Genomic DNA, 25952 nt, shown 5'->3' with positions numbered 1-25952 from the left:
GCCTCATGAGGAAATATTTTCCTCGCGCCGCCATCGCGAGGATTCCGTGCTCATCAGCGATCTAACTAGAAACGGGTCGCGCTTCGGCAATGGCCGCAGGGAATCGGGCGAACTTTGCCGACACAGCGGCCGAAGGCTCACTTGGCAGTGACAGGAAAATCGAAGCGCTGCTTTGGAAACGGCTCGTTTTCCAGCGTGAAATGCCACCATTCGCGCGCATAGTTTTTGAAACCACCGGCGCGCATCGCTTCGACAAGCCGCTTGCGGTTGGCCGCCGCTTCCCCGGCAAGCGGACGGTGCGCCGTTTCGCTCATCGGGTCGAAACAGTCGAAACCAGTGCCGAAATCGAGCGTGTCGGCATCTGATACACCGCAGGCTGGTTTTGGCGCGCTCCTGGCATCGGTTCGGGCGATGGCGACATCGACGGTCGAGCCGCGCGAATGGGTGGACAGTTCGCCGATATAGCCCTTGGCGATGAGGTCCTTGCGCTTGACCGAGGGATACCATTGCGGGTCGGCCGGTCCGCCGGCCTTGGTCCAAGCCCCCATATCGGCGACGGCGCGTGCCGGGCGATAGCAGTCGAAGACGACCAGCGTCAGCCCCTCGGCGGCGATGGCCTTCTGCACACCCGACAGCGCTTCCGCCGCTGGCCTAGTCAGGATGCACACGGGAGCTTCGTAGCCGCTGGCCTTGCGGTGCAGGAAGTTTTCGAGGCCGGCATAGCGGATGTCCTGCCGGATGGTGGCATCGACATCGGCGAGGCGGACAAAGCCGGCGGGGAGGGCGTCGGCGCTTGCGGGCAGGGCGAAAGTCAGCGGCAGCAGGGCGCAAAACGCAATGCCATGAATCACCTGCCGCATTCTATTCAACGAACACCTTCACTCGACGAACACTTTCACGCTCGCCGCGCGTCCCACCGCATCGATCACGGTCAGCGTCGAATAACCGGCGCCATCCGGCAGCCAGGTGGCAGTGCGCCTCCGGTCGATGCCGGTGAGCGGCTTGCCGTTGGCCAGCCAGCGAAACGGCGCACGGCCGCCTTGCAGCTTCAGCACCAGTGGCGAGGCGTCGGCCGAGTTGGTGGCGAGATCGACGCGGGCGCCGTCAGGCGGAAAGATGATCGTCGGCGCCGGCTCGGTCGGTGTCGCCTGCACCAGCCCGTCGGCGCCGGCGCCGAAGCGCGCCAACGTCACTGGCAGGTCCTCGCGCTTGGGCCTGTTGACGCCGGCCGGCTGGCTGGGCAGCGGCACCGCGGCGAGGCCCGAACGGACGAAGCCTTCGAACAGGATGGGGGCGGCCGAGACATAGCCGGACAGGCCGGGCACCGCGCCGGCATCGGCGCGGCCAACCCAGACGCCGAGCACATAGCGGCCATCGAAACCGACCGACCAGGCATCACGATAGCCATAGGACGTCCCGGTCTTGTAGGCGATGCCGCGCTGGGCAGCACCCTCCGGCGGCTTCACGCCCGACAAGATGTCGGTGATCTGCCAGGTGGCCTGATCGTCGAGGATGGTGGCGGTGGTGCGTTCGGCATTGGGCGGCTCGGTGCCGTCATGCAGCGTGTGCGCCTTGCCGCCATTGGCAAGCCCGGCATAGAGCTGGACGAGATCGCGCAGCGTCACCCCGACGCCGCCAAGGCCGATGGCCAGGCCCGGCGCCTCGTTGATCGGCAGAACGGGATTGACGCCGGCCTGGCGGAACCGCGCCGTCAGCCGCGCCGGGCCGACCGCGTCGAGCACGCGGATCGCCGGCACGTTGAGCGACAGTTGCAGCGCCTGCCGGATGCTGACATCGCCTTGGTAGCCCATGTCGAAATTCTTCGGCCGGTAGCCCCCGAAATCGACCGGGCTATCCTCGATCAACATTTCCTGCGCCACCAGTCCCTGCTCGAAGGCCAGCCCATAGATGAACGGCTTCAGCGTCGAGCCGGGTGAGCGGATGATCCTGGTCATGTCGATCCAGCCGGAGCGGCTGGCGTCGAAGAAATCGGCCGAGCCGACTTCGCCCAGTATGTCGCCGGTGCGGGCATCGGCCAGCACCATGGCGACGGAGAGGCGAGGGCCGAGCTTGCTGGCGGCGTCCTTGGCCACCTGTTCCAGCCCTTCCTGCACGCTTTTGCGGATCGTCAGTTGCAGCGGCTTGCCGGCAACAGCCTTGGGCAGCATGGCATAGGCGGCGTGCGCCGCCAGCGCCGGCAATTTGCGGCGCAGGCCCGAGACATCGTCGAGCGCGGCACGCGCCGCCTCGCGTTCGCCAAGCAGGCCTGCCGAGACCATGCGGGTCAGAACCCGGTCGCGAGCGGCGTGGGCGATTTCGAGGTTGCGGTCGGGGCGGCGTTTCTCGGGCAGTTGCGGCAGCGCAACGAGCAAGGCGGCCTCCGAAACCGTCAGCCGCTTCGGCTCCTTGCCGAAATAGGCGAGCGAGGCGGCACGCACGCCTTCGAGATTGCCGCCATAGGGCGCAAGCGTCAGGTAGCGTTCGAGGATCTCGCGCTTGGACAGCCGCCGCTCGATCTGGACGGCGCGGAGCATCTGCTTGATCTTGGAGCCGAGGCTGCGGCTTTCGCGCGGTTCGATCAGCCGGGCGAGCTGCATCGACAGCGTCGAGCCGCCGGAGACGATATGGCCGCTGGTCGCGAACTGTCCGGCAGCGCGGGCCAGCGCCAGCACGTCGACGCCTTCATGGTCCCAGAAGCGCTTGTCCTCATAGGTGACCAGCATGTCGATGAACTGCTTGTCGACCTGGTCGAGGCGGGTTTCAAGCCGCCAGTAGCCGTCCGGCGTGGCGAAGGCCCGCAACAGCTGGCCGTCGCGATCCTGCACTTCGGTCGACACTGTAAGCTCGGCTGGCAGCGGCGGCGGAAAGGCGCGGTCGAGTTGCCAGAGGGTGACGACAGAGACGGCCAGCAGGCCGGCGCTAGCTGCGGTCGCGATAGCTGTTCGGCGAAGGAATTTTCTGGAAAGCATGGCGCTGCCCCTCATCCGCCTGCCGGCACCTTCTCCCCGTTTAGCGACGGGGAGAAGGGGGCTTTCCGCGATGCTGGCGACCTTTTCATCGTTACGGCGCCTTGACCTCCATCATGCCGGTGGCGGTGCGGGCCGAATATTGCGGCCGGTACATGTCTTCGATCGTCGCCGCCGGGTGGGCATAGACGCCCGGCGTCACTGCGCGCACGACATAGGCCAGCGTGATGTTGCGGTCGCCGTCGCCGTCGTTCGGATTGAAGGCTGCAACGAAACGGTCGTCGCGGAATTCGAGATGGGCAGCGTCGGTCTGCGCCAGCCAGGAGAAGTTGGTCAGCTGTGCGCTGGAGACCAGGCCGGGATTGTCGATCTCGAAGCCGGCCGGCAACAGGTCGGTGATCAAAAGCCGCGATGGCCACCTGTTTTGCTCGTAGATCTTGAGCACGACTACATAGCGTTCGTTCTGGGTCACTTCGGTGACGTTGGCCTCGGTGCCGTCGAGCTTGTAATAGGTGCGCTCGATGGTGAAGCCGTCGCCGCTGGCCGGCAAGGGCTGGAGCGGCGACGCCACCGTGGTGACGACCGCCTGCAACGGCGTCGAGCCAGTATTGGTGATAGTCAGCGGGCTGTCGACCAGGTCGCTGCCGGTGACCTGGTTCGAATAGCCGCCGGCATGCGCCGCGCCATTGACGGTCAGCGTGATCGAATCATTGCCTGATCTCAGCGCGCGGGCCGCCAGCAGCATCCAGGATTCGTCCTGCGTGCTGGTCCAGCGCGCCTCGGCGCGTTGTCTTGCCACCAGCTTGATCAGCTCCGGCACGATCTTCGGCACCGGCTTGGATTCAGCGGCAAGCGCCAGGATTGCCGCGCCGTCGCGCAGCGGCGAACCATAGTCCGACCGGTAGTAGTCGTATTCGGTGGCGGCCTTGGCCAGTTGCAGGGCGGTCTGGAAGGTCGCTTCGGCGCGCTGCGTATCGCCGTAAAGCGCCAGGCTCGCCGCCAGCTGGGCGACAGCCATCGGGCTGGTAAAGGCTTCGAGTTGGGTATCGGCATAATAGCGCAGGTCGCCGACCGAAGCCTTCTTGTTGCGGGCCAGCACGTAGAGCGCGTAGGCGATCTCGCTGCCGCGATCCTGGACGTCCTGGTCGTAACCGACCGAGTTCTGCAGATTGCTCAGCGCCTGGCTCATCGCCAGGGTAGGCACGTCGTATTTCTGCTCGCGCGCCCGGGTCAGGAAGTCGCTGACATAGGCGTCGAGCCACAGATCGCCGGAGCCCGGACCCCATAGGCCGAAGCTGCCGGCCGAAGCCTGATAGCTCAGCACCTTGTAGATGGCCGTCTGGATGCGATCGTGCAGGTCGGGGTCGCTGGCCATGCCTATGCTCGAGGCCAACTCGTTGACGTAGAGAAGCGGCATGGCACGGCTGGTCGTCTGCTCGGCGCAACCATACGGGTAGCGGTCGAGCGTCATCAACAGCGACGGTACGTCGAAGGCAGCCGCCTGCGAAACGCCGACGCTGACGGACGCGCCGTCGAGCAGGCTTGCCGCCAGCAGCTCCTTGTCGACGCGCAATGCGCCGCCATTGCCCTTGAGGTCGACCACCAGGCGGGTGGTGACCGGCAGTTGCGACGGGCGCACCGGCACATAGAGCGTCTGCTCGACGGTAGTGCCGTCGGCATGGGCGAGCTTGATGGTGATCGAGGCATTGCCCGCGGTCTTGGCAACTAACGGCACCGTCAGCGTCTGCCGCTTGCCCTTGGCCAGCGTCAGCTTTGCCGGCAGCGGGTTGTCGCCGGTCGAGAGGTCGCCGGTGGTGTCGATGGACAGTGCATAGTCGCCAGCCGGACCATCGGTGTCGGCGACGTCGAGCCGCATGACGGCGGAATCGCCGGGCGCCAGGAAGCGCGGCAGGCCGGCGGTGATCACTATGGGATCGCGGACGATCACATCGGCCTGGGCATGGCCGACCGCTTCCTTGGTCCAGGCGACGGCCATGACGCGCACGGTGCCGTTGAACTGCGGAATGTCGAAGTCGACCCGTGCCTTGCCGTCGGCGTCGAGCTGCACCACGCCGGAGAAGAAGGCAACCAGCTTTTCAGTCGGCGGACTGCCTTGTGTCTGCATGGCCGCCCCGTCGCCGCCGGTGCGCAATTTGCCGGTGGCGCCCAGCGAACCATCGATGAGGCGGCCATAGATGTCGCGAATTTCGAGGCCGAGCATGCGCTGGCCGAAGAACCAATCCTCCGGATCCGGCGCCTTGTAGTTGGTGAGGTTCAGGATGCCGACATCGACGGCAGCAACCGTGACATAGGCATTGGTGCCCGGCTGCACGCCGGCGACCGAAACCGGGATCGACAGCTGCTGGCGCGGCATGGTCTTGTCCGGCGGCGTCAAGGTGACCGCGAGCTTCTTCGAGCCCGGATCGACCTTCAGCCATTTCACGCCGATGGCGCGGGCCGGCATGCGCGTTTCCTGCGCGTCGCCGGGCCGGAAAAGGGTTGCGGTGATATAGGCGCCGCCGCCCCAGTCGTCACCGACCGGGATATCGACGGTGCTGCCGCCTGCGGGAACGCTGGCGGTGACGGTCTTCAACAATTTGTCGGCACCGATGGTCAGCAGAAGTTCGCCGGCAAAATGCGGCGACACCTTGAGCTTGGCCACTTCGCCCGCGGCATAGCTGTCCTTGTCGAGAGCGATCTCGAGCCCGTCCGGCGTTTCGGTGGTGGTCGAGGAGACATACCAGCCGGCATCGAATTCATAGCTGGTCGTCGGCCCCTCAGGATCGGCCGTCTCGATCTCGAGCCGGTACTGGCCCCAGTCGACCGGTACCGAGACGGTGGCCTCGGCATCGGCGCTGAGATCGATCTGGCCATTGGCGATCGATTTGGTGAAGGTGACCGGCTCATAGTTCCAGGAGTTGTTGGAGCGGTACCACTGGTAGTTGCGTTCGACCTTGACCAGCGACCACTGCGCGCCTTTCAGCGCCTCGCGCTTGCCGTCGGGATCGACGGCGATCAGGCTGAATTTTGCCGTGCCGCCTTGCGGCACTTCATTGTCTTCGAAATCCGGACGGATACCGATCATGTGGCCTTGCGGGCGGATGCCGATGTTCAGCGAGCGCTCGATGGCGCGGCCGCCGGTCTCGCGCATGCGCACCGTCACCTTGGCATCGACGAGCTTGGTGGTCGCCGGCAGTTGCTCGACGGAGACCGGGAAGGTCGCCTTGCCGTCATCGCCAACCACCGGCAGATCGGTGAACGGGGTGACGGTCGGCTCCGCCGACTGCTCGTCGGCGAGGCCGAACGAGTAGTCCTTGAAACGGTCCCAGTCGCGCGCTGTCGACAGCGTCAACTCGCCTTCAAGCGCCAGGCCCGCAGCCGGCGCGCCATAGAGAAAGCGGCCGTCAATGTTGATGTTGGCGGTTTCGCCCTGCGCGATCTCCTGCTTGTCGGAGGTCATGTCGAATTCGATGCGATCCGGCACGAAATCCTCGACCAGGAACATCTGGCTGGCAACAGCCGCCTGCTTGGGATCGGTGTAGATCGACACCGTCCAGGTGCCGCGCATGGCATTGAGTTCCAGCGGCAGGTCGACGGCATGGCCGCCGGCCGAAGCGCCGTCGCTGACGATGCGGCGGTTCTCAACCCCGTCGGGACGGGTAAAGATGAAGGTCAGCGGCAGGTTCTCGACCGCCTTGGCGGCGCCGTCGCGGGCAAGGGCGGCGACATGAACGTCCTCGCCGGCGCGGTAGATGCCGCGCTCGGTCCAGGCGTAGATGTCGAGCGCGCCCGGCGCCGCGCGCCCGGTGACGCCACGATCGGACAGGTCGAAGCCGGCGCGGCCCATGTCGAGGAACACGAAGTCGTTGTCGCCCTGCTTGGCCATCAGCACGGCCGGCACCATGCCGCCATCGCCGCGCGTCAGGCCGGGATTGAAGACAGCGTGTCCTTCGGCGTCGGAGGTGGCGGTGCCGAGGATTTCGTTGTTTCTCGCCAGCAGCGTCAGTTCGGCGCCGGCGATCGGCTTGGCGGTTGCCAAGGATCGGGCAAAGACGTTCAGCCCGTCCTGGCCGGTATAGGTCGACAGGCCGATGTCGGAGACGACGAACCATTGCGTGGCGATCGAATTGTAGTCGTCGCCGTTGTCGTTGACGGCCTGCGCGGTCAGCACATAGACGCCGGGCTTGCGCTGCGGCAGGGCTTCGTCGACCGGGAAGGACGTGGTGACGTCCTTGTTCAGATCATTGACGATGTCGAGCTGACCTTCCCAGACGGGCGATCCCATCTGATCGGCGATGCTGGAAATGTCGTAGCCGTCGAGCTGTTTCAGGAACTGATAGCCGGACAGAAGCTGCGCCAGCGAGCGGTCGCCGATGCGGTAAAGCTTCATTTCGGCGGCGTTCATGTTGACGGTGACGACCGGGATGCCGCGGCGCGCGCCGGCGGGCAGCACGAAGCTGTCGCCGGTGAAGCGGGCCGAAGGCGCACGGTCCTGCACATAGATCGACAGCACCACCGGTGCGGCGGTGACTTCGCCAATTGCAGCCGGCAGGCCGGCGCGGAAGGTCACTTCATAGTGCTGGCCGTGCTCGAGCCCTTCGACGCAGATCTGCTTGTCCTTGGCCTCGACACCCTTGGGCGGCGCGTTGTCGACGGTGACGAACTGCGCATAGTCGACGCCGGTCTTGACCAATTCCTCGGAAAACTGCGCGCAGATGCGCGGCGCACTGGTGTCGGCGTCGACCGAATGGTCGATGACGCGGAAGCCTTTGCGCGCCTTCAGATCGGCATAGTCGGCCTGGACCGCCGGCGAACTGACCAGAGCGAGGCTGGCTTCATAGGCCTGCAGGGCCGGCCGGTAGAGGTCACGGCGATCGAGGCCGGCACCGATAAGCGCCAGCACGTCAGCCCGCGTTTTGGTGGTGCGCAGCAGTTTGTAGGCGTTGAGGCCGGCGGAGGTGGCGTTTGCCGGCAAACTGTAGGCTTCCTGGCTGTTGGCGGTCGGCTGTACGGCGAGCGTTTCGCGCGCCAGCCCGAGCCAGAGCTGGCCGTCATCAGGCAACACCGAAACCGCGGCTTCGTACTTCTGCATGGCGGAGCGATGGTCGCCGGTCAGGGCTGCCTGTTCGGCGGCCGCCCGTAGCGCGGTCAGCCCTTCGGTGGGCTTGGTGTAGGTCGGATCGGTCAGCTTGTTGCGGTATTGCTGGGCCTGGTCGGCCATCCAGCTCGGAAAGAACGTCAGCTCCGGCGGCGCGCCGATATCGGGATCGCCATCGATGTTGACGACCTTGCCGGCGATGGCACCACTGAAGGGCTTCAGCGAATTATAGTCGGATTTGAGGAAGCACCATTTGGCCTTGTTGTTGTAGGTGAAGGCACGGCAGGCGGGATCGCCGAGGCATGTGGTCTTGCACTGGTCGAGGCTGACATTCTGGTCGGATCTGAGATCGAAACCGAAGTAATCGGAGTTTTCGGTCGTCACCACCCGCCGTGCTTCGGCCGCTTGCGCGGCAGTCCCCCAGGCGAAAAACAGAAGAATCAGAATCGATAGACCACGAGCCGCCGCGCGCATTGCCATAACACCCTCCAGACACTGCTTACGTCCCGGCATGTTCAAGCTTCAATCAGGCTTGTCAACACGGGGACGCGGCAGGTTCCGCCTGCCAACGGTTTCCTTTCCGGCCGATGACCGGTAGTACCTCCATAGGACAGGGATCACGCTTTCTTGCGAAAACGCAGAAGGTGTGAATTCCAAGCCCTGACTATTTCAGACAATTGGATTGTGGCCCCTTTACGAGCGCTTCAGAACTTCATTCCAATTTTAGCTTTGGGGACTAGGTTAGAACAATAATGCCGGCGTATGAAACGCAGATGTCGGAGGGTACCGCGCGATGGCGCCGGCTTTCGCGCGCCCTGATTCTTGCGTTTGCGTGCTCGACCGCGTTGGTTGCCGAAGGCGGCAATGCGGCCGCTTTCGAGATATTCGGCATCAAATTGTGGGGCTCATCCAACGACGAAGACACCGACATCGTCGACCCGCTGCGCTACGCAGTGACCATTGAGGCGCCTGATGCCGACAAGGACCTCGTCAAGAGGATCGAAAACGCCTCGACGCTGAAAGCCGACGAAGAACGTCCGGTTTCCGGTTCGCTCGGGCTGCTGGCCAAGGCGCGTAGCGACCGTGAGCAGCTGGTCGCCGCGCTTTATGCCGACGCCCGCTACGAGGGCGTCGTCACCATCACCATTCAAGGCAAGCTGCTCGACGACTTGCCGCCCGATGCCGAGTTTTCGGGTCCGCAGCCGATCCCGGTGGTGATCAGCATTGCCGCGGGGCCCAAATTCACGCTTGGCGACATCAGGCTGGAGGGCGATGCGGCCGGGCTGATGAGTGCCGATTTCGGCCTTATCGCCGGCGGCGACGCGGGCTCGGGCGCGGTGCTCAAGGCCGAGGCGCTGATCGTGCGGGCGCTGAAGCAGGAAGGAAGGCCGCTGGCCAAGGTCACCGACCGGCAGATCGTCGCCGACCACGCCACCGCGACGCTCGACGTGACGTTGACGGTCGCCGCCGGGCCGGTCGCCGGCTATGGCGACACCACGGTCGAGGGCACCGAGAAGGTCGACCGCGATTTCACCGAATACATGACCGGGCTGAAGCGCGGCCGCCAATATTCGCCTGAAGAGATCGACGATGCCCGCGACCGGCTGCTGGCGCTGGAAGTGTTCAACAGCGTGACATTGAAGGAAGCCGACAGCCTCGACGCCGACGGCAACATCCCGATCGGTGTCCAGGTCAGCGAGCGCAAGCCGCGCTATTTCGGCATTGGCGGCACCGTCTCCAACACCGAGGGCTTGGGTCTCGAGGGCTATTGGGGGCACCGCAATCTGTTCGGCCGGGCCGAAAAGCTGCGCATCGACGGCAAGATCAGCGGTATCGGCAGCAATGATTTGAGCCAGCTCAACTATAATGCCGGCATCATGTTCGAAAAGCCGGGCGTGATCGGGCCGGCATCGAAATTCCTGGCCAGCGTCAAGACCGTGTTCGAACATCCCGACGCCTACGACCATTTCTCGCTCAAGGGCAGCACCGGCCTGTCCTACGAACTCGACAAGCGGCAAACGGTTTCAGCGGAGGTCGCGCTCGACTATTCGAGGATCACCGACGCCTTCGGCAAGCACAAATACCTGATCGCCAGCATTCCGCTGCAATATGTCTTTGACAACAGGGACAATAGGCTCAATCCGACCAAAGGCTTCAGGCTGCTCGCCTATGCCGAGCCCAGCTACGACATCTTGAGCGGTGCTGCCTTCGTCAAGCTGAAGGGCGAGGGATCGGCCTATCAGTCCCTGGATACGGCTTCGAAGTTCGTGCTGGCTGAACGCGTCGCCGTCGGCTCGATCGTCGGCACCAGCCTTGAACACGTGCCGGCCGACCGGCGCTTCTATTCGGGCGGCGGCGGCTCGGTGCGGGGCTACGCCTATCAGGGCATCGGCCCGAAGGACTTCACGGGTCAGCCGATCGGCGGGCTTTCGTTCTTCGAGACTTCGGTCGAGATGCGCATTGCCATCACCGACACGATCGGCATCGTGCCGTTTGTCGATGCCGGCACCGTCTCGACAAAAGTGTTTCCTGACTTTTCCGACGTCAAGGTCGGCGCCGGTGTCGGCTTGCGCTATCTGACGCCGTTCGGGCCGTTGCGCATCGACGCCGCGGTGCCGCTCAACCGCGACCCAGGCGACCCGCATTTCGGCATCTATGCCGGCATTGGCCAGGCGTTCTGAGCCATGAAGATGTTCAAGCGCATCCTTCGCATTATCCTCTACACGCTGCTCATCGTGGTGGCGGCGGCAGTCGGTGCGCTCATCGTGCTGACCAAGACCGAGCGCGGCCGCGACAACCTCGCCGGCATCATCTCAGGTCTGGCGTCGACGGACGATCGCAAGGTCACGGTCAGCGGCATCGACGGCATCTGGTCCGGGGCGCTGACCGTCGATCACGTCGTGCTGGAAGACCGCCAGGGCGCCTGGCTGGTGGCGCGCAAGGTGGCGGTCGACTGGTCGCCATTGGCGCTGCTGTCGAAAAATTTCAACGCCGACCGCATCGCCGCCGAGCGTATCGAACTGGCACGGCTGCCGGTGGCCGGCACGCAGCCGGCCGACCAGAACGGCACCACCAGCTTGCCGGTGTCGCTCGACATCAAGCAGATAGACCTTCCCGAAATCGCGCTCGGACCGGCGCTTGCCGGCACCGGCGTCGCCGAACTGACTGCCAAGGGTGCGCTGAAGGCCGACGCGTCGCCGCTGGCGATCGAGACCAACCTCAACGTCACCCGCCGCGACGGCAAGCAGGGCAATGTCGACGCCAAGGTGCATTTCGCACCGGCCGACAACAAGCTCGACCTCGACCTCAAGGCGTCGGAGCCGGCCGGCGGCATCATCGCCAATCTGCTCAACCTGCCGGACGCGCCGCCGGTCGATATCGTGGTCTCCGGCACGGGGCCGCTGGCCAACTGGAGCGGCGTCGGTACCTTCCTCGTCGACGGCAAGATCGTTACCCAGCTCACCGGCCGCCACCAGCTCACCGACAAGGGCAACCATGTCGAGGCCAAGGGCGACGGCGAATTCGATCGTTTCCTGCCCGAGAAACTCAAGCCGCTGTTTGCCGGCAAGACCAGCTTCGACCTCGCCGGCACCGCGACCGTGGCCGGCGGCGTCGATATCGAGCGCGCCAACATCGACAGCGACGCCGTGCACGGCACTGCAGCCGGTATGGTCGATCCGAAAGGCGCCAGCGATCTTTCGGTCGAGCTTGCCGCCAAGGCCAAGCCCATCGTGATCAATGTCGGCAGCAAGGCGCAGCCGATCGTGGTGGCGGTCAACAATGCGACCGCGCGTGCCTTCGGCGATGGCAAGGCGCCGATGATCGATGCCGGCGTCTCGCTGGTCTCGGTGGTGGCGGGTGGCACGCAGCTCAACAATCTGGATGCGCAGATCCATTCCGACGGCTTCGACATCGAGAATCGCAGCGGGCCGGTCAGCGTGAAGCTGGCAGCGGCCGGCCTGAAGACCGATGTGGCGACGCTGGCGCCGCTGATCACCGGCAAGCTGACGGTCGATCTTGCGGGTTCGGTCAGCAAGGACCAGATCTCGCTCGATGAGGGGACGCTGCGCAGCGATGCGCTCAATGCCTCGCTGACCGCCAATGTGGCGCTGGCCGACCTTTCGATGCAGCTCAAGATGAATGCCGATGCGGTGTCGACGGCGCTGCCGCCGCAGATCAGTTCGCTGCTCGGCGAACGGGTCAAGTTCTCGGCGGCCGCGACCCGCGATCCGCAAGGTTCCTTCGCCGCCAATTCGATCTCGCTCACCTCGGGATCGCTCACCGCCAGCGGCACCGCCAGCGCACAAGGCAGCGACATCCAGGCCGACATCAAGGGCACGCTCGGCGATGTGTCGGTGCTGTCGCCGATGGTTGGCGTTCCGGTCGCCGGCGGCGTCAATTTCGCGCTGACGGCAAGCGGCCCACGCACGGCGCCGGATTTCTCGATCTCAGCCAACAGCGAAAGCCTGACGGCGTCGGGCCGCACGGTGAAGGACATCAAACTGACCGCAACGGGGAAGGCCGATATCGCCAATCCCGCCGCCGATGTGTCGCTGACCGGCTCCGCCAACGACCAGTTGCTCGATATCAAGGCGTCGCTGATCACTGCCGACGGCAAGCGGTCGATAAAGGGGCTTAGCCTGTCGCTTGGCGACAACAAGGTGTCGGGCGATCTCGTGCTTGACGACAGCCTGCTGCCGCTGGGCACGCTGACGCTCGCTGCCCCCGATATTGCACCGTTGGCGGCGCTTTGTGGGCAGACGGCAGCCGGCGACATCAACGGCACCATCGCCTTCGCCAAGGACGGCGAAGCGCCCAACGTCACCATCAATGCGGCGAGTGGATCTATCTCGCGCGGCGATTTGGCGGCGAAGCTGATCACTGTCAATGCGCTGATTGCCAACTATCTCAAGAGCCCGGCGATCTCCGGCACGATCAAGGCCGGCAGCGTGACATCGGGAACGACTGTCATCGGCGGCATTGGCGTCGACCTGAAGCGCGACGGCGACTGGACCGGCTTTGCCGGCGGCGCCACCATTGCCGGTATCCCGGCCACGGCCGCGGGCCGGGTGAAGATTGCCGACGGTACGACCAGCGTGGAGATTGCCTCCGGCGAGGCGACCGTTCGCGGCATCAAGGCCGCGATCGCGCAGCCATCGACATTGAGCATCACCAAAGGCGTGACCAGCATCGAGAAACTGGCGCTCGATGTCGGCGGCGGATCGGTCACGCTGTCCGGCACCGCCGGCCAGACGCTCGATCTGGCAGCCACCGTCTCCCAACTGCCGGCAGCGCTTGCCAATGATTTTTCGCGCGGCCTCGACGCTACCGGCACTCTCGGCGGCACGGCGCAGATCACCGGCTCCCCGGCAAATCCCGACATACGCTTCGACGCGCAGCTCAGCGGCGCCGAGACCAGCCAGACCCGCCAGGCGGGGCTTGGGCCGCTCTCTGTCGACGCAGCAGGCAGTTTCACCACGGCCGGCGGGGTGGCACTCGATCATGCGACGCTTTCCGGCGCCCAGATTTCCGGCAAGGCGAGCGGCACCATCAATCCGAATGGCGCCAGCGATTTCGCCCTCGATCTTGCCTCGACCGGTCCGAGCCTGCCGCTGGCGCTTGGCAGCGCCGAAAGCCCGATCAAGCTCGAACTGCAGGCGTTGTCGGTGAAGGTCGCCGGGCAAGCTGCGCAGCCGAGGCTGGATATTTCCGCTGTCCTGCCCGCGGTTGCGACCAATTTCACCAAGTCCGAGGGCATCACGCTAGCGCTGCATTCCGATGCCTTCGACGTGAAGAGTCGCACGGGGCCGATTTCCGGAACGGTGACGGCGGAGAAGATCGGGCTGGACAACCCGACCATTGCGCCGCTGATCGCCGGCAAGATCACCGCCAAGGTGGCCGGCAGCCTGGCGGCGGATGCCATCACCATCGACAGCGGTTCGGTGCAGGGTGCGGCGCTGGAAAGCGCCTTCAATGGCCGTGTCTCGCTGGCCGACGGCGCCATAGACGTCAACCTCAAGGCTGACGCCCTGTCGGCGGCGTTGCCGGCAGCGGCGCGCGGCGTGCTGGCCGAGCGGACGCAGCTGAGCGCCGCGCTGAAGCGCGATGCCCATGGCAATGTCACCGCGAACCCGGTCACGCTGATGTCGGGCGCGCTGACGGCCGTCGGCCAGGCCAGCCTTGCCGACGGCAAGGTCGCCGCCGACATCAAGGGCGCGCTGAGCGACATTTCGCTGCTGTCGAAGGATGCCAAGGGTGCCATCGCCTTCGCGCTGAACGCCCAAGGTGCCGGCACCGCACCCGACCTGTCGCTGACGGTGACCGGCGACCGGCTTTCGGTGGCGGCGCGCGAGATCACCGGGCTGAAGCTGACCGCCACCGGCAAGGCCGATGCCGCCAATCCGGCAGCCAATGTACAACTGACCGGCAATGTCGCGGGACAGGCCCTGCAAGGCAGCGCGGTGCTGGCGACAGCGGACGGCAAGAGCGCCATCAACGGGCTGCTGTTGTCGCTGGGCAAGAACAGGATTTCCGGCGACCTGGCGCTCGACGAGGCGTTCGTGCCGGTCGGCACTGTTGCGCTCGACCTGCCCGACATCGGCCCATTGGCGGCGTTGGCTCTGGAAAAGGCAGAAGGCGATGTGCGCGGCACGATTGCCTTCTCGAAGACCGCAAACGGACCGAACGTCGCCATCAAGGCGACGACCGCCACGATCTCGCGTGGCGACCTCTCGGCCAAGACCGTATCGATCGACGCGCTGATCGCCAACTATCTGGCTGCGCCGGTGATCTCCGGAAAGGTCCGTGCCGACAGCGTCACCTCCGGCACCACCGTCATCAGTGGCATCGATGTCGATCTTACACGCGATGGCGACTGGACGGGCTTTTCCGGCGGCGCCACCGTCAAGGGCATTCCGGCCAAGGCTGCGGGCCGAGTGAAGGTGGCCAACGGCACGACGACCATCGAACTTGCCTCCGGCCAGGCGACAGTTCAGGGGATCAAGGCGGCGATCGCCCAGGCCTCGAGCATCACCATCGCCAACGGCACGACGACACTGGACAGACTCGTGCTCAACCTTGGCGGCGGCACGGCGACGGTGACGGGCAAGGTCGGCCAGGCGCTCGACCTCAACGCCACGCTGGCGCGGGTGCCGGCCTCGCTCGCCAACAGTTTCTCGCCCGGCCTCGATGCTGCCGGTTCGATCTCTGGCACGGTAAAGGTGACGGGTGCTGCGGCCAATCCGGCAATCGCCTTCAACATCGACGCCACTGGAGTGCAGACGTCGCAGACCCGCGGGGCCGGCCTCGGTGGACTAAGCATTTCCTCCTCGGGCAATTTTGCCGGCAAGAAGTTGACTTTCAATGCCAATATCGGCGACGGGGCCGGGCTTGGCCTCAAGGGCGGCGGCACGGTGACGACCGCTGGCACGCCCGCTTTGGTGCTCGATTTCGCAGGGAAGGTGCCGTTCGGCTTCCTCAGCCAGAAACTCGCGGCGCAAGGCCTGTCGCTGACCGGTACGGCCAATCTCAATGTGCAGGTGCGCGGCCCCGCGACCTCGCCGGTGATCGGCGGCACCATCAACACATCCGGCGCGCGTCTGCTCGATGCGCGCTCGGGCCTTGCCGTCAACAACATTGCCGCTGATATCTCGATCGGCGCTGGCGTTGCCAGGATCAACCGGCTGACCGGCACGCTGTCGACACGCGGCAGCCTTTCGGCCAGCGGCACGGTCGGCATCAACCCGGCGCAAGGTTTCCCGGCCGACCTGTCGATCAAGCTGGTCGATGGCCGCTACACCGACGGCAGGGTGGTCACCGCCAATCTGAGCGGCGACCTGACCATCAAGGGGCCGCTGACGTCGGCGCCGGTGATTTCCGGCACCGTCAATCTGGCCAAGACCGTGATCACCGTTCCCGAAAAGCTGCCGGGATCGCTGGCGGCGCTTGACGTCAAGCACAAGAACGCACCGGGCTCCGTGCGTGCGCAGGACAAGGCGCTGCGGCCGGCGGCTGCCAGCAGCGGCGGTGGTAGCGGCCTCAACCTCGATGTCACCATCCACGCGCCGAACCAGATCTTCATCCAGGGCAGGGGTGTCGACGCCGAGCTTGGCGGCTCGCTCAAGCTGACCGGTCCGGCATCGTCGCCGCAAGCGGTGGGCACCTTCACCTTGCAGCGCGGGCGGCTGTCGATCCTCGGCAAGCGGCTGACCTTCACCGAAGGCACGGTCGGCTTCTCGGGCTCGCTGGTGCCTTACCTCAACCTCACGGCCACCACGACGACGACCAGCGCCACCGTCACCATTCTGGTGTCGGGCGAAGCGACCAATCCGAAATTCACCTTCTCGTCGGTTCCGGCGCTGCCGGAAGACGAGGTGCTGGCGCAGCTGATCTTTGGCCGCTCGATGTCGAACCTGTCGCCGCTGCAGATTGCGCAGCTGGCCGAAGCCGCGGGGCAATTGGCCGGGATCGGCGGCTCGACCTCGCTGCTCGAAAACCTGCGCAGCGCGATCGGCGTCGACGATCTCGATGTAACCACGGACGACAAGGGCGGCACATCGGTCTCGGCGGGCAAGTACCTGAACGACCGCACCTATGTGACGATCCAGAAGGGCGACAAGCCGGGTTCGGGCAAGGCGACGATCGATCTCAATGTCGGACGCGGCGTCAAATTGCGCGGCGAAGCCAATGACGCCGGCGAGGCCAAGGGCGGTATTTTCTACGAACGCGAATATTGAGGCATTGACCTCGTCATGATGCTTGCGACGTCGAGGGACGGCGCTTCCCCAACCCTTCCGAATGTCTCGGTTTAATCGATCGCAGCGATTCGAACGAAATCCACCGGGCAGTAGCAAATTTGCGTCAAGACTGTCGTTATCGCGCGAACCGCCTTCCTTCCAAAGTTGCACATTCCCTAACATGTTCCCAATCCGTGCCGTCTTTGACATCACGGCCCGGATGCGGAATGGTAAAAGGCAGAAAGCCAACAATGGGAGTTAGTCATGACAATCTACAAGAGTAATGGCGATCGGGTTCCGGATCACATCCTGGCCATGGCCGAAGAAGCCAAGGCAGGCACAGTGGATCGCCGTGAGTTTCTCGCTTTGGCGAGCGTCTTCGGCGCGTCGACGGCGATGGCTTATGGAATGCTCGGCCTGGCAGTGCCGACCGAGGCGCGAGCCGAAGATGCTCCCAAGAAGGGCGGCATCCTGAAGGTCGCCCAGTGGGTCAAGGATCCCAAGGATCCGCGCAAGTCCGACTGGTCGGAAATCGCCAATGCCGAGCGCCAGGCGCTCGAGCCGCTGGTCAAATACACCACCGAATACACGTTCCGCCCCTATCTGCTCGAGAGCTGGGATGTGAATGACGATGCCACCGAATATGTGCTGCATGTGCGCAAGGGCGTGACCTGGCACAATGGCGATGCGTTCACCGCCGACGACGTGGTGCACAATTTCAACCGCTGGGGCGAAAAGGCCGCCGACGGCAATTCCATGCCCGGCCGTCTTGGCACGCTGTTCGACGACAAGACCGGCAAGCTGCGTGAAGGCGCAGTGACCAAGGTCGACGACATGACCGTCAAGCTGTCGCTGACCAAGCCCGATATCTCGATCATTCCCGGCATTTGCGACTATGTCGCTCTCGTCGTCCACAAGAGCTTCGATGAAAAGGGCGGCGATTTCAAAGCCTGTCCGATCGGCACCGGCCCGTTCGAGCTCGTCTCCTACGACGTTGGCCAGAAGGTGGTCTACAAGCGCCGCGCCGACAACAAGTGGTGGGATGGCGACGTCTATCTCGACGGCATCGAATTCATCGACTACGGCACCGATCCGGCCGCCATGGTCAGCGCCTTCGAAGCGGGTGAAGTCCACACCAATTTCGAGACGTCGGCCGACTATGTGTCGATCCTCGACGGCATGAGCCTGGTCAAGTCCGAAGTCGTCACCGCCTCGACCATCGTCTGCCGCACTAACGTCAACAACAAGCCTTACGACAATGAGAAGGTGCGCAAGGCGCTGCAGCTCGGCGTCGACAACAATGTCGTGCTCCAGCTGGGCTACGGCAATGCCGGTTCGGTCGCCGAAAACCACCATGTCTGCCAGATCCATCCGGAGTATTTCGAGCTGCCGAAAGTCGCTCGCGATCCGGCCAAGGCGAAGGCGCTGATGGCAGAGGCCGGCCAGGCCGACTTCGAGCACGAGCTGATCACGGTCGACGAGGACTGGCACAAGAACACCGGCGACGCCATCGCCGCGCAGTTGCGCGACGCCGGCATCAAGGTGAAGCGCACGGTGCTGCCGGGCTCGACGTTCTGGAACGACTGGCTGAAATATCCGCTGTCGATGACCAACTGGAACATGCGCCCGCTCGGCGTCCAGGTTCTGGCGCTGGCCTACCGCACCGGAGAGGCCTGGAACGAGTGTGCGTGGTCAAACCCCGACTGGGACGCCAAGCTCAACGCCGCGCTTTCGGTCGCCGACGCGGCCAAGCGCAAGGAGATGATGAAGGACATCGAGCAGATCCTGCAGGATTCCGGCATCATCATCCAGCCTTACTGGCGCAAGCTCTACAGCCACTCGGTTGCCGCCGTTAAGAACTACAAGATGCATCCGACGTTCGAGCGCGACTACGGCAAGATCTGGCTCGACCAGGCGTGATCGCACCAATCGGGGAAGGGGCGGTTCGTCCCTTCCCCCTTACTGCTTGCATGAATCCAAACCGGAAGTCGGCGCAGCAAAAAGTTGCGGACGCCTGCGGCGAAGTCGTGCAATAAAACAGGGTTGATTGCATCCGAGGGCCTGTTTGACAGCCAGTTTTGCCATCGCGGCTGAGATGGTTTTCCGGCAGGCTCCAACCCCAACCAGACCGGCAGGGGACCGCCATGCTTTCTTTCGTTCTCAGGCGTCTCGGCACCATGGCATTGACGATGCTGTGCCTGACGATGATCGTCTTCTTCCTGATCAATCTCGATCCGAACCTGAAGAAGCTGGCGATCAGCCAGACCGAAATGCATACTTCCGCCGAGCAGCTGGAAAACTGGCTGGCCGAACATGGCTACCGGCAGAACTTCTTCGTCCGCTACGGCCAGTGGCTCGGCCTGATGCCCAAGCAGCCGGTGACGGACCCCGCCACAGGCAAGCCTGCGCAGCGTTTCTCCTTCTGCAATGATCCACTGGTGCCAACCTTCTCCGGCATCCTGCAAGGCGATTTCGGCTGCTCGACCAAGTTCAAGACCACTGTGGCGTCGAAGCTTTTTCCGGCTTTGAGCGCCACCGGCATCCTGATGCTCTGTGTGCTGCTGGTCATGGTGCCGATCTCGCTCTTGATCGGTATTCTTGCCGGCATGCGCGAGGGGTCACGAACCGATCGGGTGCTATCGGTGGCCTCGATTGCGTCGACGGCGACGCCCGAATATGTGTCGGGCGTCATCTTCACCGTCATCTTCGCCTCGTGGCTCGGCTGGCTGAACGGTTCTGCGGCCTCGGCAAGCCAGGGCATAACCTTCTACAATTTCACGCTGCCGGTGATGACGCTGGCAATCTACGGCATTGGCTATATCGCCCGCATGACGCGCGCCTCGATGGTCGAGGTGATGACGCAGCAATATATCCGCACGGCCCGGCTGAAGGGCCTCTCCTTCGGCAGCGTGGTGGTCAAGCATGCGCTGCGCAACGCGCTGATCGCGCCGTTCACGGTCATCATGCTGCAATTTCCCTGGCTGCTCACCGGCGTCGTCATCGTCGAGGTGATGTTCCGCTACCAGGGTTTTGGCTACACGCTGGTCGAGGCGGCCGGCAACAACGACATCGATCTTTTGCTCGGTTGTTCGCTGGTCTCGGTGTTCATCGTCCTGATCACCCAGCTCATTTCCGATGTCGGCTACGCGTTCCTCAATCCGCGTATCAGAGTTCAGTAGGGGGTCGGGCGGATGCAGGTCGAATATATCGGTGCCTTCAATGTCGTGCTCGGCGTGGTTGCGCGTTTCTGGCCGGTCTGGTTAGGGCTTGCCCTGGTGATGGGGGCGAGCTTCGCCTACAAGAAGAGGCTCGGCCTCTACGGCCAGCTGTTCGACAGCGGCGTCGGCATTGTCGGTGTCGGCATCTGCCTGTTCTGGCTGTTCACGGCGATCTTCGCGTCGACCATCTCGCCTTTCAATCCGCTCGACCAGATCGTGGTCATGAAGGATGCGCTGCCGGGTGCGATCGAGCCGGCATCGAAACTCATCTACTACTTCGGCGGCGACAAGCTTGCCCGCGATGTGTTCAGCCGCATGGTCTATGGCAGCCAGATCGTGCTGATCATCGCGCCGGCGGCGACGGGGTTTGCGCTGATGGTTGGCATCACGCTCGGCCTGCCGGCCGGCTACTATGGCGGCAAGATCGACACCGTGCTGTCGTTCCTCGCCAACCTGGTGCTGGCCTTCCCGGTGATCCTGCTGTTCTACCTGCTGGTGACGCCGGGTATCATGGACACGCCGATCCCCTACGGCATGGCCGGGCTGTTCTTCATGTTCCCGATCATCTTCTTCAGCGTGCTGTTCTGGACGCGCTACAAGAACCGGCCCGACCGCCTCTACATCCTTCTCGGGCTGACGCTGATCATCGGCGGCTGGGTCTACCTCGGCCTGGTCTTCGATGCCGATCCGTTCAAGATCATCCACATCGATCCCAACCAGCTCAACATCTTCGTCGCGGTGGTGTTTGCCTCCAGCCCCGGCGTGTTCCGCATCGTGCGTGGCCTGGTCATGGACATCAAGACCCGTGACTATGTGGCGGCGGCGCAGACGCGCGGTGAATCGCCCTGGTACATCATGCTGTGGGAAATCCTGCCCAATGCGCGCGGACCGCTGATCGTCGATGCCTGCCTGCGCATCGGCTACACCACCATCCTGCTCGGCACGCTCGGCTATTTCGGACTGGGGCTGGCGCCGGAGAGCCCGGACTGGGGCACCGCGATCAAGGACGCCAGCCGGCTGCTGCGCTCCTTCATCCATCCGGCGCTGCCGCCGACGATCGCGCTGATGTCGTTCGTGCTCGGCTTGAACCTGCTCGCCGACTCGTTGCGCGAACAATCGATGAAAGACTGATCCGCGGGTTTCGGCCCGACGCGCCTGAAAGAAATTGGATTGGAGCGACCCATGAATGAGGCAGTTCGAAATCCCGGCAAGCCGACCCCTGGGCCAACCGCTGCGCCGATCATCGAGATCGAAAACCTGTCGATCTCCTTCTTCACCCGCAAGGGCGAGATACCGGCGGTCATGGATTTTTCCTGCACGGTCATGCCGGGCGAGGCTATGGGCATTGTCGGTGAATCCGGTTGCGGCAAGTCGACCGTGTCGCTCGGCATCATGCGCGACCTCTCCAACATCGGAAAGATCGTCGGCGGCAAGATCAAGTTCCAGGGCAAGGACATGGGCGAGCTTTCCGATGAGGAGCTGCGCGCCATCCGCGGCAACAAGATCGCCATGATCTACCAGGAGCCGATGGCGAGCCTCAATCCGGCGATGAAGGTCGGCCAGCAATTGATGGAAGTGCCGCTGATCCACGACAAGGTGTCGAAGGAAGAGGCGTACAAACGCGCGCTGGACATGGTGCGCTCGGTCAAGCTGCCCGATCCCGAGCGCATGATGCGTTCCTACCCGCATCAGCTTTCCGGCGGCCAGCAGCAGCGCATCGTCATCGCCATGGCACTGCTGTCGAAGCCGGCGCTGCTTTTGCTCGACGAGCCGACGACGGCGCTGGACGTGACGGTGGAGGCCGGCATCGTCGACCTGGTCAAGGGGCTCGGCGAGAAGTTCGGCACGTCGATGATCTTCGTGTCGCACAATCTCGGCCTGATCCTGGAGACCTGCGACCGCATCACGGTGATGTATTCGGGCGAAGCGGTGGAGACCGGCAAGATCAAGGACGTCTTCGACCGGATGCGCCATCCCTATACGCAGGGCTTGTTCCGCTCGATCCCGCTGCCGGGCGCCGACAAGAACTCACGGCCGCTGATCTCCATTCCCGGGCAATTGCCGCTGCCGCATGAGCGGCCCAAGGGCTGCAATTTCGGTCCGCGCTGCCACCATTTCGTCGAGGGGGTCTGCAACGCCGCCGAAATCCCGATGATCGAAGTCGCGGGACATGAAGGCCATTTTTCGCGCTGCGTGCGCTTCAACGAGATCGATTGGGAAGCGCTGCCGCCCGGTGCCAAGAAGGTCAACGAGCGGGTCGTGCCCGGCGCGCCGGTGCTCAAGATCGAAGACCTCAGGAAATACTACAAGGTCGGCGGCAGCGAAGTGTTCGGCTCGAGCGAGGGCCGCGTCGTCAAGGCCAACGAGACGATCTCGTTCATGGCGCGCGAATCCGAGACCGTCGCCATCGTCGGCGAATCCGGCTGCGGAAAGTCGACACTGGCCAAGGTGCTGCTCGGGCTGGAGACGGCAAGTTCGGGCACAGTGACCCTCGGCAACAAGGAGATCCAGTCGACCGGCATCGAAAAGCGCAGTGTCGAAACCGTGTCGTCGATCCAGATGGTGTTCCAGAATCCGTTCGACACGCTGAACCCCAGCCACTCGGTCGGCTCGCAGATCATCCGCACGCTGGAAAAGTTCAACGTCGGCAACACTGTGGCCGACCGCCGCAAGCGCATGCTGGAACTGCTCGATTTGGTGAAGCTGCCGCGGGCGTTCGAAGCCCGCAAGCCGCGTCAGCTTTCCGGCGGCCAGAAGCAGCGCATCGGCGTGGCGCGGGCCTTCGCCGGCGATGCCAAGGTGGTGGTGGCCGACGAGCCGGTGTCGGCACTCGACGTGTCGGTGCAGGCGGCGGTGACCGAGCTGCTGATGGACATCCAGCGCAAGAACAAGACGACGATGCTGTTCATCAGCCACGATCTGTCGGTGGTGCGCTACATCGCCGACCGCGTCGTCGTGATGTATCTCGGCTATATCGTCGAGCAGGGCACGACCGACCAGATCTTTTCGCCGCCCTATCACCCCTATACCGAGGCGCTGCTGTCGGCGATTCCTATCGCCGATACCAGCGTGGTGAAACGGCATATAGTGCTGGAGGGCGACATCCCGTCGGCGATGAACCCGCCCTCAGGCTGTCCGTTCCAGACCCGCTGCGGCTACAAGAAGCTGGTGCCGGACAATCTGTGCGAGACCAAGGTGCCGCCGGTCAAACATCTCGGCGACGGCCATATGAGCCTGTGCTGGCTGGCCGACGACGTGCTGGCCAAGATGGAGCCGGTGATCAAATTCGACAAGGAACATGCCGCGCATGAAGGCGTGCCGGAAGACGCGCCCCATATCACTGGGCCGGGTTCGACAGGAACGGCGCCCAAACGGCCGCGTGGCAAATCGTCGACCGCGGCAGCGGACGAGATCGGCGATGCCGTGGAGCAGGGCCAGGCTGGGATGCGAGCCCGTCGCCTCAAAGTAGTCGACGAGGCTTCCGAAACCGGTGTTAAAAAGCCGAAAGATACGACAAGGCGGCACTAAACCGGGAAGGGTGCTAGTTTTCGCATTGCCGTAGCTGCGCGGCATAGTCGCGGGCCATCTTTTCGGTGGCCCGGGCATAGCCTTGGACGCCGGCGTCGCCGCGGTTGCCGCGCTGATAGGCGGTCCAGCCGAGATAGTAGGCCAGGTATAGATTGTAGGTGTCGTTGCGGGCGACGCCAAAGGTGTCTGCTGTCTTTGAATGATACCAGCCGACGAAATCGACGGCATCGGCAAATTTCGTCCGCCGCGCCGCCCAGTTGCCGGTCTCGCTCTGATATTGCGACCAGGTGCCGTCCAGCGCCTGCGAAAAGCCGGTGGCGCTGGAGACATGGGTCCACGGAATGAAGCCCAAGAGCTTGGTGCGCGGCGGCCTGGCGTTGCTCTTGAAGCCGGATTCCTTGCGCACCGTCGCCATCAGCACGGGAATCGGTATGCCGTATTTCTGCTCGGCGCGCTCGGCCGCCGCCTGCCAGTTGTCGAACCAGCCATCGTTCTGATCGAAGACGGCGCAGACATCGTTGATGTGGCTTGGCGGCGTCGCGCAGGCCGACAGCGCCAGCAGCACGCAAACAGCTACAATTTTACTAAAACTCGACCTGACCATGGGAAGACGAATAGGCCGAAAACATAAAGGGAATCTTGCCGCGTTCGTTAACGGCTTGCGGAGCGCTTTGGGTCGAACAGGCCAAGTATCAATATTTCGACCTTTTTTGGCGTTTTTGTCTGACTGGTATCCCTAAAGTGCCGCCTTGGCTAAAATCACGCCTGCGAATGGCGTATTTCTGACAGCCTGACCAATGTGCCAAGGCTTTGATGCGGGGCATGACCGAACCGAGACGCAAGCGCGGCGCCGAGCGAACCAGCAACAGGGGTCCCGCCGCTATCCCGCAACTGCCGCTCAGGCGCGTGACCAATCCCTATCCGCCGATGGCGATGCTCTCAGTCGACCAGATCGAGGCGATCCACCAGGCATCGATGCACATTCTGGAGAATTTCGGCATCGAGGTGATGAGCCCGCGGGCGCTGTCGCTGTTCGAGAAGGCGGGCGCCAGGGTCGATCACGCGACGGCCAATGTCCGCATCGATCGCGGCATGATCGAAGAAGTGCTGAAGACGACACAGTCCAGCTACCGGCTTACACCGCGCAATCCGGCCCATGCCGTTCATCTCGGCGGCAACACCATCATTTTCACGCTCGTCGCCGGCCCACCCAATGTGCATGACATGGAACGCGGCCGGCGCGCCGGCAATTTGCGCGACTATGCGGACCTCACCCGGCTGGCGCAGCATTTCAACTGCATCCACATGCTCGGCAACCAGGTCTGCGCGCCGGTGGAACTGCCGGCCAACGCCCGCCATCTCGACACCTATTTCACCAATCTGGTGCTGACCGACAAAAGCTTCCATGTCTCGGCCATCGGCCGGGGCAGGGCCCTGGACGGCATCGAGATGATGGCGATCGCGCGCGGGATGACGCTCGACCAGATGCGCGACGATCCTGGCGTCACCACCATCATCTCTGTCAACTCGCCGCGCCGCTTTGACGAGATGATGGCCGAAGGGCTGATGACTATGGCCGAGTTCGGCCAGTCGGTGGCGGTGACGCCGTTCACGCTGATGGGGGCGATGAGCCCGGTGACGTTGGCCGGTGCGCTGGCGCAGCAGAACGCCGAGGCGCTGTTCGGCGTCGTGCTGACGCAGCTTGTGCGCCCCGGTGCGCCGGTGATGTACGGCGCCTTCACCTCCAATGTCGACATGAAGTCCGGAGCACCGGCCTTCGGCACGCCGGAGAACACCAAGGCCAACATCGCGTCGGGACAGCTCGCGCGGCGCTATAATCTGCCTTACCGCACCACGCCGGGCTCGGCCTCCAACGCCGCCGACGCGCAAGGCGCCTATGAGACGCTGATGGCGCTCTGGGGTGCTGTGCTCGGCCACGGCAATCTCGTCTATCACGCCGCCGGCTGGCAGGAGGGCGGGCTGACCGCATCCTTCGAAAAGTTCATCATCGACGTCGAAATGATCCAGCACATGATGGAGTTCTTGCGCCCGATCGAAGTTAACGAGGCGGAACTCGCCGTCGAGGCGCTGGGAGCAGTGCCGACCGGCGGTCACTTCTTCGGCGAGCCGCACACGCTGGAACGCTACGCCACCGCCTTCTACCAGCCGATGCTGTCCAACTGGCAAAATTACGAGGCGTGGCAGGAGGCCGGCGGGCTAGACGCCACGGCGCGGGCGACGCGGCTATGGAAGAAGGCGCTGGAAGACTATGTCGAGCCGGTGATGGACATTGCCGTGAGCGAGGCGCTGGAGGCCTATGTGGCCACGCGCAAGGAAGCGATCGGGCAGGGCGAGCCGTGATGCCTCCCATTCAGAATCCACTCACTCATCCAACTCATTGATATCA

11 protein-coding genes are annotated in these 25952 nt (G+C 64.0%); 7 read left to right on the top strand and 4 right to left on the bottom strand.

Annotation, left to right across the window (positions count from 1 at the left end):
* Positions 1-137: 137 nt before the first annotated feature.
* From AC1DXN_RS18650 to AC1DXN_RS18640, 3 genes are all read right to left on the bottom strand, one after another.
* On the bottom strand, positions 138-860 hold the full coding sequence (locus AC1DXN_RS18650) for a M15 family metallopeptidase (protein WP_477275099.1): 723 nt from the start codon (positions 858-860) through the stop codon (positions 138-140).
* A gap of 18 nt (positions 861-878) precedes the next feature.
* Positions 879-2969, bottom strand: coding sequence for a penicillin-binding protein 1C (pbpC, locus tag AC1DXN_RS18645; protein WP_477275097.1), 2091 nt, complete (start codon positions 2967-2969; stop codon positions 879-881).
* Between the two features lie 91 nt (positions 2970-3060).
* On the bottom strand, positions 3061-8544 hold the full coding sequence (locus tag AC1DXN_RS18640) for an alpha-2-macroglobulin family protein (protein WP_477275095.1): 5484 nt from the start codon (positions 8542-8544) through the stop codon (positions 3061-3063).
* 272 nt (positions 8545-8816) lie between these two features.
* Between AC1DXN_RS18640 and AC1DXN_RS18635 the strand changes: the two genes are divergently transcribed.
* From AC1DXN_RS18635 to AC1DXN_RS18610, 6 genes are all read left to right on the top strand, one after another.
* Entirely contained in the window at positions 8817-10745 is a 1929-nt protein-coding gene (locus tag AC1DXN_RS18635; protein WP_477275093.1) for an autotransporter assembly complex protein TamA, read from the top strand.
* A 3-nt stretch (positions 10746-10748) separates the two neighbouring features.
* Positions 10749-16799 carry a translocation/assembly module TamB domain-containing protein gene (locus AC1DXN_RS18630; RefSeq protein WP_477275091.1) on the top strand — a complete coding sequence of 2017 codons (6051 nt, stop codon included), beginning with the start codon at positions 10749-10751 and terminating at the stop codon, positions 16797-16799.
* Positions 16800-17063: 264 nt separating this feature from the next.
* Positions 17064-18719: an ABC transporter substrate-binding protein gene (locus tag AC1DXN_RS18625; protein ID WP_477275089.1), complete on the top strand. Its 1656-nt coding sequence runs from the start codon at positions 17064-17066 to the stop codon at positions 18717-18719.
* Positions 18720-18943: 224 nt separating this feature from the next.
* Complete coding sequence (locus AC1DXN_RS18620; RefSeq protein ID WP_477244476.1) at positions 18944-19978, top strand: ABC transporter permease; 1035 nt, start codon at positions 18944-18946, stop codon at positions 19976-19978.
* 12 nt (positions 19979-19990) lie between these two features.
* A complete protein-coding gene (locus AC1DXN_RS18615) occupies positions 19991-21148 on the top strand; it encodes an ABC transporter permease (protein WP_477275087.1) in 1158 nt (385 codons plus the stop codon).
* Between the two features lie 51 nt (positions 21149-21199).
* The gene (locus tag AC1DXN_RS18610; protein WP_477275085.1) at positions 21200-23545 is read left to right on the top strand and encodes a dipeptide ABC transporter ATP-binding protein; all 2346 of its coding nucleotides are present in this window, start codon (positions 21200-21202) and stop codon (positions 23543-23545) included.
* A 13-nt stretch (positions 23546-23558) separates the two neighbouring features.
* Here AC1DXN_RS18610 and AC1DXN_RS18605 read toward each other — a convergent pair whose 3' ends face one another.
* A complete protein-coding gene (locus AC1DXN_RS18605) occupies positions 23559-24149 on the bottom strand; it encodes a transglycosylase SLT domain-containing protein (protein WP_477244482.1) in 591 nt (196 codons plus the stop codon).
* Between the two features lie 218 nt (positions 24150-24367).
* Here AC1DXN_RS18605 and AC1DXN_RS18600 point away from each other — a divergent pair, with 218 nt between their 5' ends.
* The gene (locus AC1DXN_RS18600) at positions 24368-25906 is read left to right on the top strand and encodes a trimethylamine methyltransferase family protein (RefSeq protein WP_477275083.1); all 1539 of its coding nucleotides are present in this window, start codon (positions 24368-24370) and stop codon (positions 25904-25906) included.
* Positions 25907-25952 lie beyond the last annotated feature (46 nt).

It is taken from the genome of Mesorhizobium sp. P2_H9, assembly GCF_056403215.1.
The sequence above is the reverse complement of the archived record's forward strand: the minus strand, read 5'-3'. Positions and strand labels throughout refer to the sequence as shown.

Coding starts and splice junctions, on each gene's coding strand:
- AC1DXN_RS18615 (WP_477275087.1), top strand. CDS start 19,991: ATGCAGGTCGAATATATCGGTGCCTTCAATGTCGTGCTCGGCGTGGTT.
- AC1DXN_RS18620 (WP_477244476.1), top strand. CDS start 18,944: ATGCTTTCTTTCGTTCTCAGGCGTCTCGGCACCATGGCATTGACGATG.
- AC1DXN_RS18605 (WP_477244482.1), bottom strand. CDS start 24,149: ATGGTCAGGTCGAGTTTTAGTAAAATTGTAGCTGTTTGCGTGCTGCTG.
- pbpC (WP_477275097.1), bottom strand. CDS start 2,969: ATGCTTTCCAGAAAATTCCTTCGCCGAACAGCTATCGCGACCGCAGCT.
- AC1DXN_RS18635 (WP_477275093.1), top strand. CDS start 8,817: ATGCCGGCGTATGAAACGCAGATGTCGGAGGGTACCGCGCGATGGCGC.
- AC1DXN_RS18610 (WP_477275085.1), top strand. CDS start 21,200: ATGAATGAGGCAGTTCGAAATCCCGGCAAGCCGACCCCTGGGCCAACC.
- AC1DXN_RS18640 (WP_477275095.1), bottom strand. CDS start 8,544: ATGGCAATGCGCGCGGCGGCTCGTGGTCTATCGATTCTGATTCTTCTG.
- AC1DXN_RS18625 (WP_477275089.1), top strand. CDS start 17,064: ATGACAATCTACAAGAGTAATGGCGATCGGGTTCCGGATCACATCCTG.
- AC1DXN_RS18630 (WP_477275091.1), top strand. CDS start 10,749: ATGAAGATGTTCAAGCGCATCCTTCGCATTATCCTCTACACGCTGCTC.
- AC1DXN_RS18650 (WP_477275099.1), bottom strand. CDS start 860: ATGCGGCAGGTGATTCATGGCATTGCGTTTTGCGCCCTGCTGCCGCTG.
- AC1DXN_RS18600 (WP_477275083.1), top strand. CDS start 24,368: ATGACCGAACCGAGACGCAAGCGCGGCGCCGAGCGAACCAGCAACAGG.